Raw genomic sequence first — 12,719 nt, 5'->3', positions numbered from 1 at the left:
TAAATGAACTAAATGGAGGAGGGGTGTCAAGTCCCCGGTCAGTCGGTGGCGCTTCCCGAAATGCCTTCGGCAGAGCCGGTCCGGTCCCTGTTGCGCTCCACCAGATGCTGGTGCAGCCGGTTGAGCAGGTCGAAAAGCTCGGTCCTCTCCTGCGCATCAAAGGGCGTAAGCAGGGCGTCGTGTTGATCGGCCATGCGGGCGTTGATCTGCGCGTATTTGGCCCTGCCGGTCCTTGTGAGCGTGAGTGCATTGAAGCGCTTGTCGGCTTCGACCTTTTCGCGCTGGACCAGACCGCGCTCCTCGAGCCCCTTGATGACTTTTGTGACTGCCGACTTCTTGAGCACAAGGGTTGCGGCAACCTCGTTTTGCGAAATCGTCGGGTTGAGCCCGATCAGGCTGATGACGGCAATTTCGCCCTGCTCGGTTTCGAAGTCGGCGAAAAAGGCGGCGTTCTCCGCGCGGATATAGGCGCGCAGGGCGCGCGTGAGAAAGGGCAGGTTCTGCCGCAGGGCGCCGAGATTTACGCCTTGGGCCTGCGGGTCACCGGGCTCGGCCTTGCTCATGGCAACTCCTTGTCGCTGGGCTGATGGTGACTATCCGCGGATCGGCCCCGAGTCAAACACGCGCGCAACCGAACCGGGTTGACTCCGGATATATATAGTTCATAAAGTGAACTAAAGAGGAGGCGCGTGCATGGTGATGATCGATGACCGGCAAATGCTGGCCGGACAGGCGCTGGACGCAGCGTTCGAGGCTGCCGACGGCGCGGCGGCCGGGCTCGACCATCCCCTGGTTGGCATTTTCGGTCACGGCGCGCCCGAGACGCTCATCTCGGCAAGTGGCGCTGTCCCTGTGCACGTCAATTTCGGGCGTTTGGATGGCTCGGGTGTCAGGGCTATCGATCAGCTGATCGAGCCGTTCGTCGATCATGAAGTGAGAATCTTTCTCAACCGGTTTGCCGCCGGCGCCTTTACGGGCTTTGCCGGGATCGTCTTTGTCCGCGACGATGCAGCAGCGCTCACCGCCTATCAATATGCCACCGAATGGGTGCGGCAGGGACGGGCGCCGCGCGGGACCCCGCCGCTGTTCCTGTTCAACCTCGTGCACGCGGCCAGCGATCCGGTTCGCACCTTCAATGACATTCAGATCGAAAAGCTGGTGAGCTTTCTCACCGCCATCGGGCTCGATGATCCCGAGGCCGGATTAGCCGGAGCGACAGCGCAGGCAGTCAGGCGCCAGCGTGCGCTCGAGCGCGTCTCGCACTCCGCCCGCGGGGCACGGGCCATGGTCTGGCGCAATGCCGGCCGCTTCCTTGCGCCAGAGCGGCACGCCGACTTGCTTGAAGCGGCAATCGTCGAGGACGCGAGCCCTCCCGCGCCCCTGCGGCTCGGCCTTGTGGGGTCGGGGCTTGCGTCCGCCGATGCCTATGCGGCCTTCGCCGGTTTCGGTGACATCGTTTGCGATCTCCAGCCCTTCGGGCAGATATGGCCGGGCCCCTGGGAATGCGAGCCTTCTCGCGCGACCATGCGCGATCTCATGGCCGGTGATCCGTTCTGCCTCAGAATTTCACCGCCGCAGCGTCATCGCCAAGCAATGCTGGACGCGATCGAAGCGGCCAAGTGCGACCTTGTGCTCTGCCAGCTGGCACAGACCGACGATACTTTCGGCTGGGAAATCCCGGGACTGGCCAAGGCGCTGCAGGCGCGCGACATCGGCTTTGTCAATCTGGGCTTTCGCGACGCCGTGCCGGGACCGGCCTGGATCGAACGCGCCCGCAAACTGATCGGGCAGGCGCTGGAGACCCGCCCATGAGCTATGCGCCGCTGCAATCGACACGGGCTGCGACAGATCACCAGCGCGACTGGGCCAAGGGGCTGCGGGCGCAGATCACCTCGGGCGCTCAATATGGCTTTGTCAATGCCGATACGCCTCACGAATTGTTCCATGCCATGGGCATGCCCATCGTGACCAATCAATGGTGGTCGGCCGTCATTGCCGCCAAGCAATTGTCCGAGTTCTATTTCGACCACATGCAGGCCATCGGCTTTCATGAGCGGCTGGCGCGCTATTCGAGCCTGCCGCTCATTGCCGAGCTCGAAGGCGATGTGGAACGCCAGCCCTGGGGCGGATTGCCGGCCCCGGCCATTCTGTGCGCCCGCCAGAGTGCCGACGACCACCAGAAGATCTTTTCGCTCTGGTCGCAAAGCACCGGCGCGCCGCTGGTGCTGCTGTCCGCCCCGGCCGTGCCCGATGCCCGGCCCGACTGGTGGGTAGAGGCGCGCAGCGATTGGGAAGACCTCTACCATACCGACCGGCTCGACCTCATGGTCGCCGAGTTCGAGGACCTGATCGCCCGGCTCGAGGCCCTGACAGGCCGCAATTTCGACCGGGAGGCCTTCAGCGATTACATGGCGGCCATCGATCGGCAGGAAAAGATATTCGAGCAGGCCAGCGAGATGATCGCGGCAGCTCCGCGCTGCCCCATCCGCATCAACGACCAGATTCCCAACGTGATGATCCCCCAATGGCATCGCGGATCGGACTGGGCGCTCGATCACGCGCGCCGGTTCCGCGACGAACTGGGGGCGCGCATCGCCGATGGCGAGGCGGTGGTTGCCGATGAGCGCATCCGCATGATGTGGATCGGTGCCGGGCTCTGGTTCGACACCAGCTTTTATGGCGCGTTCGAGGAAAGCCATGGCGCTGTCTTTGCGTGGTCGATGTATCTCCCTTTCGCGGCTGACGGATACATCCGGGCCGATCATGGCGATCCGTTGCGGGCGCTGGCGGCCAGGGTTTCCGCAATGAACGAGCAGTTGCATCAGCCCCCCTGGGTCAATGCCTGGCTGGTCGAACAGGCCAGAAAATACCGCATCGACGTCGCTCTGATGCTCATTCCCCGGCACGACCGGTTCTCCGGACACGGCTCGCTGTTTGCCAAGCAGGCGCTCGAGGCACAGGGGGTTCGGGTGATCGAGGTCTGGTCCGACATGGTCGACCAGCGCGACTGGGATCGCGATGCCGTGGTGGGCCGGATTACGCCGGTGCTCGACCAGGTGTTGCGCGAGAAGAGTTTGACATAGTTCATAAACTGAACCATTATTATTTATAACTAGATCGGCCTTAAGCCGGCGGGAAAAGGAGGAGCGCCATGAGCGCGTTGAACGGCCTCAAGATTGCCGATTTCTCCTGGGTGGGCGCGGGACCGCGCGCCACCAAGGACCTGGCGGACAATGGCGCCACAGTGATCAAGATCGAGTCCCGCAAGCGGCTCGATCTCGGCCGCCTGTCGCCGCCTTTTGCCGGCGGGGTGAAAGACCCTGACGGATCGGCCTTTTTTGCCCAGACCAACACCTCAAAGCAAAGCGTTACGATCAACCTTTCCGACCCGCGCGGCGTCGATATCGCCCGCAGGCTGGTTGCATGGGCCGATGTGGTCGTCGAAAATTTCGGACCCGGCTTCATGGAGCGGATCGGGCTTGGCTATGATGCCCTCCGGCAGATCAAACCCGACATCATTCTCGCCAGCGTATCGGTGGCTGGCCGTACCGGACCCATGGCGGGGTTCCGGGGCTACGGCAATTCGGCGGCAGCCCATTCCGGCCACGCGGCGCTGACCGGCTGGCCCGGCGGCGACCCGCATATGCCGCCCCTGGCCTATGGAGACGTGGTGGCCCCCATGTTCGCGACCGTGGCGATACTGGCTGCACTCGAACACAAGGCGCGCACCGGTGAGGGCCAGCACCTCGATATTTCCCAGATTGAACCCATGGTGCATGTGATCGCCGATCTCTACGCCCTCGACACATTGCCCGAAAAGGCCGGCAACGAGGACGCCACTTACGCGCTGCACGGGGTTTTCCCCACAAGGGGCGAGGACGAATGGATCGCCATCGCCGCCTGTGCCGGGGCCGAACTGGACCGGCTGGCAGAGCTCCTCGAGCTGGAGCCGGAAAATGTGACCGGCGAGACGGTTGCAGCCAGAACCCTGGCCTTTGACCGGTTCGAGCTTGCCGACCGGCTGGCGGCAGCCGGTATTGCGGCAGCCGCCGTGCAGGATGGCCGCGATGTCGCCCGGAGCGAAGAGCTGGCAGCGGGCCGGCATTTCGTTTCAACCGATCATCCCGTACTGGGCAAGGCGGCAATGCCCGCGCCCCCCTACACGATGGATCAGACCCCATGGTCGATCGGAAAGGCGCCTCTGCTGGGAGAGCACAACGGCGCGGTTCTTGTCGATATGCTGGGCATGACGCGTGCGGATGTCGAAGCGCTCGAAGCCCAGGGGGTACTGGCATGAAGCTGCTCGATGGCATCAGGGTTCTCGAAATTTCCGACGGCCTTGTCGATTTCGGCGGCCATATGCTTGCCGAACTGGGCGCCGATGTCGTGGCCATCGTGCCCGATGCGGCCGACGAACCGTCTCGTACGCTGGCTTTTCATCACGGCAAGACCCGGCTGGTTGCCGACAGCTCGGAAACGGTCGCGGAGCTTGCCAGCCGGGCCGACGTGATCCTGGACGGGCAGCGGTTGGGCGATCGCTTCGATCTCGGTGCTTCGCCGAACGCAATCCATATCCGCGTCAGGCCGTTCTCCGATGGCGGTCCCATGGACGGGCGTCCGGCCAACGATCTCACGCTGATGGCCCTTTCGGGGCTCATGACCGTCATCGGCGACCCCGAGGCGCCGCCGCTGCGGTTTCCCGGTCGGCAGGCCTATGCCCTGACCGGCATCCAGGCTGCGACCGCGGCACTGATGGGGCTTTATGCGCGCCGGCGGATCGGGCGGGGGCAGACCGTGTCGCTCTCGGCACTGCAAAGCGCAACGCTTGCCAATTACCGCGAGCCGGTCATGTATGAGTGGACCGGCCGGATCGGAAAGCGCCAGGGCAACCTTCTGGTGCGCGGCAAGTCGGGCGTTCGTCAGGTCTGGCCGTGCAGGGACGGTCATGTGACCTGGTCGATGATCGACAATCCACCCATGATGCGCGCGCTGGTCTCGGTCCTGGCCCAACAGGGCGTCGCAGGAGAATTGGCCGATATCGACTGGGACAACACCCTGGTGGCCGACACCCCCCAGCCGACCATCGACCGCTGGCAGCAGGTGGTCGGAGATTTTTTTGCCCGCCACACCAGAGCCGAACTTGGGGAATGGTCGCTCGAAAAGGGCTGGGGCCTTTCGGTCATCAATACACCCCAGGATGTGCGCGAGAGCGATCACCTCGCCGATCGGGGATTGTTCGTTGAGGTTCGCGACGAAGAAAGCGGGCACGTCTCGCGTGTTCCCGGTCCCCTCTTCAAATCCAGTCTTCCCATGCAGGCCCCCGACCGTACGCTCAAGGCGCCAATGCCCGCGTCGGCTTTTGACGGCTGGAGCGTGCCATGACCGCGCCTCTTGACGGCCTTAAGGTCCTCGACTTCTCGCGCCTACTTCCCGGCCCCTATTGCACCTGGCTGCTGGCCGATATGGGTGCCCAGATCATCCGCGTCGAAAACCCGCGCGAAATCGAAAAGCAGGCAAAGGTTTTCGGCTGGGACAAGCTGGAGCCCGAGGCGCGCGCCCGGTTGCGCGAAACCGACATTCTCTCGCGCAACAAGCGCTCGGTCATGATCGATATCGGGCACGAGCACGCCCGGCCGGTCCTGCACGAACTCGCCAGAAGCGCCGATATCGTGGTCGAAGATTATCGCCCCGGTGTATTGGCCGGCTTGGGACTGGGCTATGACGCATTGCGGGCCATAAATCCCGGCCTTGTCTATGCCAGCCTGACCCTTTGCGGACAGACCGGCCCCTATCGCGACAAGCCGGGACATGACCCGATTGCCCTCTCGCTGGCCGGCGTCCAGTCGCGGATCGGCGAAGACCCCGAGACGCCCGGCTTTGCGGGCATCCCCGCGGCAGACGTCATTACCGGCACCCATGCCGCATTCGCCATTCTGGCGGCGGTGCACGAGCGCCGGACGACGGGCAGCGGACGGCATGTGGATGTCGCCATGAGCGATTGCGCCATGAGCCTTCTGGTCAATGTTCTTTCCCGTCATCCCGATCCCCAAGCCATTCCCCCTCGCGGCACCCGACGCGCCGATATGGGCCTGTGGCGAACACGGGACGGCAAGTTCATATGCACGACCGACATGGAGCCGCGCTATTGGCGGATATTCTGCGAGACGGTGGGGCGGCCCGATTTCATAGCGCTGCAAAACGATGTCGAACGCCGCCCCGAAATCCGGTCTGCGCTCGAGGCGATCTTTCTCGAACGCGACCGGGACGAATGGCTCGCAATCCTTGGAGCGGCAGGCACCCAGTTCGCGCCGGTTTACGAAATCGGCGAGGCCCTGTCCGACCCCCATCAGATGGCGCGCGGCATGGTCGTGCACGCCACCGGTGCCGATGGCCGGACCATCAGCCAGATCGGGCAACCGGTCAGCATGCAGCCGGGAAATCCTGTCCGCTGGCTCGGCCGCATGCCGGGGGCCGATACCGACCAGATACTGCGCGACCTCGGGCTTGCCCAGTCCGAGATCGACCGGCTTCAATCGACCGGAGCGCTGGGCACAAGGACTTGAAATGGGTTCAACACGGGAGGAAACCATGAACCTTAAACTCGCAACGACCGCAGCAATCGCTGCGACCAGCCTGACGCTGCTTTCCGGTGGTGTTCTGGCGCAGGAATTTCAGCTGACCTATTCGACCAGCTATTCGCCCACCCATCCCTATGGTGCCGCCGATGAGCTCTGGATCGAGCGGATCGAGGAGCAGACCGACGGTCGGGTTTCGATCACGCCCTTCTGGGGTGGTTCGCTCATCACCAGCCGCGAAGGCGTCGACGAGCTGGCGGCCGGCGTCGCCGACATCGCCTTTATCGCCCCGATCTATGCAAGTTCGGGCTATGATCTGAGCCGGGTGACGCCGCAGTTCTTTTACGGCTATGAGGATGCCCAGGACGTGCTCAGCGTCTATCTCGACCTGTGGAACCAGTATCCCCAGTTCGCCGAGGAGCTCGACGGCGTCAAGGTGCTCGCGTTCAACGTCGGCACGCCCATGCACCTGATGCTCCGCAATGCCCCGTTCGAGGAATTGGCCGATCTGCAGGGCCTGCGCATCCGCTCGGCGGTCGATTATGTGGGGGCCCTGGCCAATTTCGGGGCCGAAGGCGTTACCATGCCCATGACCGACACCTATCCGTCCCTCCAGCGTGGCGTGCTCGACGGCGTCATCGCGCCCTATGAGGCCCTCAAGTCGCTCAGCTTTGGCGAAGTCATCAACTATTATTCCGAACTTCCCCACAGCCGCGGCGCTTATCCCTCGCGCGCCATGAACGGGGCGACCTGGGACAGCCTGCCCGAAGATATCCAGCAGGTCTTCGAGGACAATATCGAGTGGTGGACCCAGACCAATTACGAGCTGTTCCAGGAGGCCGAGGACGCTGGCCGCGCCTATGGCGAGGAAATGGGCGTACAGTTCAACGCCGTGGACGAAGCCGTAATTGCCGAGTATTCGGCAGCCTTTGAGGCAACCGCCCAGGAGGCGGCACAGCAACTCGATGCCAAGGGCCTGCCGGGGACCGAAATTCTCCAGCAGATCCGCTCCGCGCATCAGGACTGATGCTTCCGGCGCCGCGCTGCCTTTGGGCTGCGCGGCGCTATTCAGGCCACCGGAGGTTCCATGCCCGCTTTTGAAGTTTTCCTGCGTCGTGTCTGCGCTCTGGCTGCATTCATCGGCGTTGCCGCCATCATCAGTCTCATGTTGCTCACGGTGGTTACCGTTGTCTTCAGGGCGGTTGGAATTGCCTTTCCGGGCACATATTCGCTGGCCGAACTTCTGCTCATTCCCGCGGTGAGCTTTTCGCTGGCCTATGCCGCCATGCAGGGCGAGCACACACGCGTAACGCTCTTTGTCGATCGCATCCGCTCGGACCGCATCCGGCGCGGCCTTCACGGGATCATGACGTTCCTGGGGTCCCTGTTCTGGGTCGGCATTGCCTGGGCAACGATCAAAGAAGCGCTGCGTCGTGGCGCGCAGGGCGAAATGTCTCCCATCATCAACGTGCCCGTCGCTCCGTTCCGCTGGGCCATGGCCGCAGCCATTATTCTCTTGTGCGTCGTGCTGGTCTTTCAGGCCATCAGACTGCTTGGCGGTCACCCGATCGAAGACGATCATCAGGCACAGGATTATTCCAAATGACCTCCGTCATGATCGGCTTTGCCGGCCTGGGGCTCCTGTTCGGCTTCATAGCGCTTGGCATGCCCATCGGCTTTGCCATGGGCCTTGTGGGTGCCGCAGGCTTTGCTCTGCTCGTCAGCCTTGATGCCACCGTGGTGCGCATCGGCGTTACCGCCTATGATCTGGCCACCAATCACGCCATCGGTACCATCCCGCTGTTTTTGTTCATGGCACACCTGCTGTTTGCCTCGGGCATCGGCCGCGACCTCTACGATTTCGCGGCCCGTTGGCTGGGGCGCCGCAGAGGCGGGCTGGCCATGGCGACAATCGGCGCATCCTCGGGCTTTGCGGCGGTCAGCGCCTCAAGCCTTGCCACCACGGCCACAATGGGGCTGGTGGCCATGCCCGAGATGCGCAAGCACAATTACAATGCCTCGCTGGCGTCGGGCAGCGTAGTGGCCGGTGGCACCATCGGCTCGCTCATTCCGCCCTCGGGAATGTTCATCATCTATGGCATCCTGACCGAGACCTCGATCGGCAAGATGTTTGCGGCGGGCATCGTGCCCGGCATCCTGCTTGCCCTGTTCTACATCATCACCATTGCCATCTGGTGCCGGATCGACCCCAACGCCGGCCCGCGCGGTCCCCGATACAGCTGGCGAGAAAAGCTCTGGAGCTTTACCCATACCGGCGAGGTCATCGTGCTTTTCGCCCTGGTCATGGGCGGCATCGTGCTTGGCTGGTTCACGCCCACCGAGGCGGGCGCCATCGGCGCTTTCGGCGCCATCATCATTTCAGCGGCCCGGCGGCGGCTGACATGGGCCGCGGCCCGGCACGCCATCTATTCGACCCTCAAGACCACCGGGATGATCTTTGGCATCCTGTTCGGCGCGCTGGTCTTCAACTCCTTTGTGACGGCGAGCACGATTCCCCTGCACATCGTCAACTTCGTCACCGAAAGCGGCTTGCCGCCCATGGCGGTGCTGCTGATGGTGCTGGCCGTCTATTTCGTTCTCGGCATGGTGCTCGATGCGTCGGCCATGATGACGCTGACCATTCCGCTGTTCTTTCCGCTCATGATGAATCTGGGCTTTGACGCCGTGCTCTTTGGCGTGCTGGTGGTGCGCATGACCGAGATCGCGCTGATAACGCCGCCGGTGGGGATGAATGTCTATGTCCTTTCGGGCGTGGTAAAGGACATATCGCTCGACAAGATCTTTAAGGGCGCCTTGCCCTTCGTTGTCGCCGACGTGTTCCATGTTGCCTTGCTGATCGCCTTCCCGATCATCGTGTTGTGGTTGCCGGGTCTGTGAACCTGTCGCCGAGGCGCGGTTGGGGCCTGGTCACAACGACCGGCATACTGACAGGATTCGGGCACGGCTTTGCCGCCTTTGCGGTTTCGGCCCTGCTCAAGCCTATAGCCGTCGATCTCGATACCGGACGGGGCGCGGTATCAACCGCCATCGGGCTGGGCCGGCTGGCTTCGGGGGTGATCTCGCCGGTGGTCGGTCGCCTGACGGACCTCTCGGGAGCCCGGCCCGTCGTGGCGATGGGCATGATCCTGACCGCTGTCGGACTGGTTACGCTCGGGATGGTCCGGACCGAAACTGGCCTCAACCTCGCCTGGTCCTTGTTGGTTTCGGTCGGCGTTGCCGCCGGCTTCACGGTGGCGCTCGACAAGATAGTGGTTGGCGCGGTTCCGGAACGGCGCGGCATGGCGCTCGCCATTCGGTTTTCGGTTGCGGCGGTCGTCTCCACGCTTCTGGTGCCGCTGGTCACCATTCTTGTGGAAACCATTGGCTGGCGCCAGACCTGCTTTGTCTGGGCGGCGATTGTTCTGGCGCTGCTGCCCGTTCCGCTGCTCATGTTCGGTGCGGAGCGGACCGACCCGCACCCCACCCCGCGGCCCCATCGGGTGCCCGATGCAGGCGGCGTTCTGGATGTGCTCGGTCGGCCCGTCTTTTGGCTGATTGCCTTTTCGTTCATGGCGCAGGCCGCCGTGGTGACGGGTCTGTCGGTCCATCTGGTTGCGCTGATGACCGACAACGGTCTTGCAGCGCCTCTGGCCGGGACGATCTTTGGCGCCATGATCCTGCTTTCGATCCCGGTGCGGCTGCTGGCCGGGCAGATCGCCGATCGCGCCCCGATCGCCATCCTGCCACTCTTTCTGGCCGGATTGCTGCTGTTCGAGGCGGCTGCAATTGCCAGTTTCGCGCTCTTTCCGTCCTTTGTGACCATGCTGGTGATCGTCGTTGCGCTGGGGATTGGCGCCGGAGCGCCCACGATTGTGGTTCTTCTTCTCTGCGCGCACCTTTTTGGCGAGTCCCGGTTCGCCACAGTCCAGGGCTCGCTGATGTTCTTTCAGGTCCCCGGCACCATGGGGGCGCCCATACTGGCCGGTCTGGCTTACGACCGGCTCGGTGACTATCGGGCCGCCACGGCGTTCTTTGCCGCAACGCTGATCCTGGCCGCAGTCTCGATGGCGCTCGTGCGGCCTGGCCGGCCGACCTGACCCTTCGTATTTTGATCGCCTCGAGCCGGTTAAGCTTGTTCTAAGGGTTGCCCCTCATAGTCTGTGCGTCAGAAGCCGTGGGGGCGGTGCATGCGCTTGCTAATTGTTGACGACAGTCGGTCCAGTCTCGCGCTTATCGGATCGATAATCGGCGAAGTGGTTTCTGGCGAAATCGAGCTCTGTCTCAATCCGCGCGAGGCGATCCAGCTTTGCCGCGAGCATCAGTATGATCTGGTGATCGTCGATCACATAATGCCCGAAATGGATGGCATCGAGTTCACCGCGGTGCTGCGCGCGCGCCCGGCCTACAGCCTCGTCCCCATCGTCATGGTGACCTCGGACGCCGACAGGACGGTCCGCATCGAGGCGATCAGGGCCGGCGCCTCCGATTTTCTGCAAAAGCCCTTCGATCCCACCGAGTTGCAGGCCCGTGTCGCCAACCTTCTGGCCCTGCGCAAGGCACAAGTGCAACTGGCCGATCGCGCCCAATGGCTGGCTCGCGAAGTCGAGCGCGCCACCGCCCATCTTCTGGCCCGCGAGGAAGAGATCATCTACCGGCTGGCGCGCGCCATCGAATATCGCGATGGCGATACCGGCGAGCACGTCTCGCGCGTCGCCCAGATCAGCCAATTGATCGCCGAGGGTATCGGCCTGCCCCAGGACCGGTGCCGGATGATCTACCTGGCAGCACCCCTGCACGATATCGGCAAGATCGGCATCGCCGACGCCATTCTGAGCAAGCCCGGCAAACTGACCGCCGAAGAATTCGCCAGGATGCAGGAACACGTGACCATCGGCGCGCGCATTCTCGAGCGCGGCACGTCCGAACTCATCAAGACCGCAGAACTGATTGCCCAAAGCCACCACGAGCGCTGGGATGGCACCGGCTACCCCGACCGCCTTTCAGGCACCGACATACCCGTCGAAGCCCGCATAGTGGCCATTGCTGACGTGTTCGATGCCCTGTGTTCCGAGCGCCCCTACAAGGCGGCCTGGACGGTCGAGGCGGCTTACGCCGAAATCATACGCTGCAGCGGCAGCCATTTCGATCCCGCCTGCGTTGCGGCCTTCCGCGCCAAATGGCCCGAGATCAACGCCCTGATCGGCGGTGACACCCTGCCCCAGGTGGCGGGCCTTTAACCGCCCAAAACGCTTCTCATAACGTGGTTGTGATCGGCCGGCGCCGTTGAGCCGGACCCATTGGGTCTGCGCGCGATCATGGCGGCCGGTCCTCGCCGTCAAATCTGTCAGCTAACCTGCCCTATTCGATTTGCCGGCGGTGCAGTTTTTCAGGGTCCGCCAAGCACTCGGGCGGTTGCTGCAGCCTGGCGCGACCCCGGAATCAAGAGCAGGACAAAGTATTTGTGGTTCATTCTCCGCGAGTCGATTCAGAATCAAAGACTGAAGGACTCGGAATCGGAAACGATGGATTCGGGAAGGATTCTGCAGAAATAAAGTAATAACCAAATTTACTGCATGTTTGATAGTTGTATTTGCAAATAAAGCATTTATGGAAACTATAAAATTGTAACCGATGTTTAATCATTGGATGTGAGTGTATTTCCATATTCCGGGGGAATACACTGTGGGTATCGGCGCCGCGTTTGAGTGGTGTCGCTATCGGCAAGAATGGTTTGCGCCTTCTGCTCCCGGCCATCGCAACGGCAGGAGAGACAGAATGTCATCCAGACCCTTACGTCCATTGGGCCGCGCCTATGCCCCATGACGACTGTTACACACTCGTTCTGGGCGCCGACGCCGGCATAAAATCCGCACAGGACGTCGCAGCCAGCCTCGCCCAGGCCCTTTCCGAACACGATAGCATCGGTATCGATACCCAGACCCTCTCGGGCGCCGACATCACCACAATCCAGACGCTTCTGGCTGCCCGCGCCAAGGCCGCGCAGCAGGGCAAATCGCTCGAAATGCTGGCGCCCATCGGCGCGCCGCTGATCGCGGTGCTGACCGCTGCCGGCTTTCTGAGCCCCGGCCAGGACCATGCGGGGTTCTGGAGCGGCACCAATGAACACCAGGCGGGACACTGACC

General features: G+C 63.0%; 12 protein-coding genes. 11 read left to right on the top strand and 1 reads right to left on the bottom strand.

The window, feature by feature from the left end; translation table 11 throughout:
• Positions 1-38 precede the first annotated feature (38 nt).
• Positions 39-563 (bottom strand): MarR family winged helix-turn-helix transcriptional regulator, encoded by a 525-nt coding sequence (locus tag OF122_RS18855; RefSeq protein WP_264225709.1) that lies wholly within the window; start codon positions 561-563, stop codon positions 39-41.
• A 130-nt stretch (positions 564-693) separates the two neighbouring features.
• Here OF122_RS18855 and OF122_RS18850 point away from each other — a divergent pair, with 130 nt between their 5' ends.
• The 11 genes from OF122_RS18850 (at position 694) to OF122_RS18800 (ending at position 12,717) form a co-directional block, all read left to right on the top strand.
• The gene (locus OF122_RS18850) at positions 694-1,812 is read left to right on the top strand and encodes a 2-hydroxyacyl-CoA dehydratase family protein (RefSeq protein ID WP_264225708.1); all 1,119 of its coding nucleotides are present in this window, start codon (positions 694-696) and stop codon (positions 1,810-1,812) included.
• Positions 1,809-3,083, top strand: coding sequence for a 2-hydroxyacyl-CoA dehydratase family protein (locus OF122_RS18845; RefSeq protein ID WP_264225707.1), 1,275 nt, complete (start codon positions 1,809-1,811; stop codon positions 3,081-3,083). The genes OF122_RS18850 and OF122_RS18845 overlap by 4 nt, the downstream gene beginning before the upstream one ends.
• Positions 3,084-3,151: 68 nt before the next feature.
• Complete coding sequence (locus OF122_RS18840) at positions 3,152-4,297, top strand: CaiB/BaiF CoA transferase family protein (protein WP_264225706.1); 1,146 nt, start codon at positions 3,152-3,154, stop codon at positions 4,295-4,297.
• Positions 4,294-5,382 carry a CoA transferase gene (locus OF122_RS18835; RefSeq protein ID WP_264225705.1) on the top strand — a complete coding sequence of 363 codons (1,089 nt, stop codon included), beginning with the start codon at positions 4,294-4,296 and terminating at the stop codon, positions 5,380-5,382. The genes OF122_RS18840 and OF122_RS18835 overlap by 4 nt, the downstream gene beginning before the upstream one ends.
• Positions 5,379-6,563, top strand: a complete 1,185-nt coding sequence (locus OF122_RS18830) for a CaiB/BaiF CoA transferase family protein (RefSeq protein ID WP_264225704.1) — start codon at positions 5,379-5,381, stop codon at positions 6,561-6,563. The genes OF122_RS18835 and OF122_RS18830 overlap by 4 nt, the downstream gene beginning before the upstream one ends.
• A 25-nt stretch (positions 6,564-6,588) precedes the next feature.
• Positions 6,589-7,602: a TRAP transporter substrate-binding protein gene (locus tag OF122_RS18825; RefSeq protein ID WP_264225703.1), complete on the top strand. Its 1,014-nt coding sequence runs from the start codon at positions 6,589-6,591 to the stop codon at positions 7,600-7,602.
• Between the two features lie 60 nt (positions 7,603-7,662).
• Positions 7,663-8,181, top strand: coding sequence for a TRAP transporter small permease (locus OF122_RS18820; protein WP_264225702.1), 519 nt, complete (start codon positions 7,663-7,665; stop codon positions 8,179-8,181).
• Positions 8,178-9,473 carry a TRAP transporter large permease gene (locus OF122_RS18815; RefSeq protein WP_264225701.1) on the top strand — a complete coding sequence of 432 codons (1,296 nt, stop codon included), beginning with the start codon at positions 8,178-8,180 and terminating at the stop codon, positions 9,471-9,473. The genes OF122_RS18820 and OF122_RS18815 overlap by 4 nt, the downstream gene beginning before the upstream one ends.
• Positions 9,470-10,672 carry an MFS transporter gene (locus OF122_RS18810; protein ID WP_264225700.1) on the top strand — a complete coding sequence of 401 codons (1,203 nt, stop codon included), beginning with the start codon at positions 9,470-9,472 and terminating at the stop codon, positions 10,670-10,672. Before OF122_RS18815 ends, OF122_RS18810 begins: the two co-directional genes overlap by 4 nt.
• 90 nt (positions 10,673-10,762) lie before the next feature.
• Positions 10,763-11,812, top strand: coding sequence for an HD domain-containing phosphohydrolase (locus OF122_RS18805; RefSeq protein ID WP_264225699.1), 1,050 nt, complete (start codon positions 10,763-10,765; stop codon positions 11,810-11,812).
• A 464-nt stretch (positions 11,813-12,276) separates the two neighbouring features.
• Positions 12,277-12,717, top strand: coding sequence for an STAS domain-containing protein (locus OF122_RS18800; RefSeq protein WP_264225698.1), 441 nt, complete (start codon positions 12,277-12,279; stop codon positions 12,715-12,717).
• Positions 12,718-12,719: the final 2 nt, after the last annotated feature.

Origin of the sequence: Pelagibacterium flavum (assembly GCF_025854335.1) — a bacterium.
Classification (GTDB): Bacteria; Pseudomonadota; Alphaproteobacteria; order Rhizobiales; family Devosiaceae; genus Pelagibacterium; species Pelagibacterium flavum.
This window is presented reverse-complemented; position numbering and strand designations above follow the sequence as displayed.

Coding starts and splice junctions, on each gene's coding strand:
- OF122_RS18855 (WP_264225709.1), bottom strand. CDS start 563: ATGAGCAAGGCCGAGCCCGGTGACCCGCAGGCCCAAGGCGTAAATCTC.
- OF122_RS18850 (WP_264225708.1), top strand. CDS start 694: ATGGTGATGATCGATGACCGGCAAATGCTGGCCGGACAGGCGCTGGAC.
- OF122_RS18845 (WP_264225707.1), top strand. CDS start 1,809: ATGAGCTATGCGCCGCTGCAATCGACACGGGCTGCGACAGATCACCAG.
- OF122_RS18840 (WP_264225706.1), top strand. CDS start 3,152: ATGAGCGCGTTGAACGGCCTCAAGATTGCCGATTTCTCCTGGGTGGGC.
- OF122_RS18835 (WP_264225705.1), top strand. CDS start 4,294: ATGAAGCTGCTCGATGGCATCAGGGTTCTCGAAATTTCCGACGGCCTT.
- OF122_RS18830 (WP_264225704.1), top strand. CDS start 5,379: ATGACCGCGCCTCTTGACGGCCTTAAGGTCCTCGACTTCTCGCGCCTA.
- OF122_RS18825 (WP_264225703.1), top strand. CDS start 6,589: ATGAACCTTAAACTCGCAACGACCGCAGCAATCGCTGCGACCAGCCTG.
- OF122_RS18820 (WP_264225702.1), top strand. CDS start 7,663: ATGCCCGCTTTTGAAGTTTTCCTGCGTCGTGTCTGCGCTCTGGCTGCA.
- OF122_RS18815 (WP_264225701.1), top strand. CDS start 8,178: ATGACCTCCGTCATGATCGGCTTTGCCGGCCTGGGGCTCCTGTTCGGC.
- OF122_RS18805 (WP_264225699.1), top strand. CDS start 10,763: ATGCGCTTGCTAATTGTTGACGACAGTCGGTCCAGTCTCGCGCTTATC.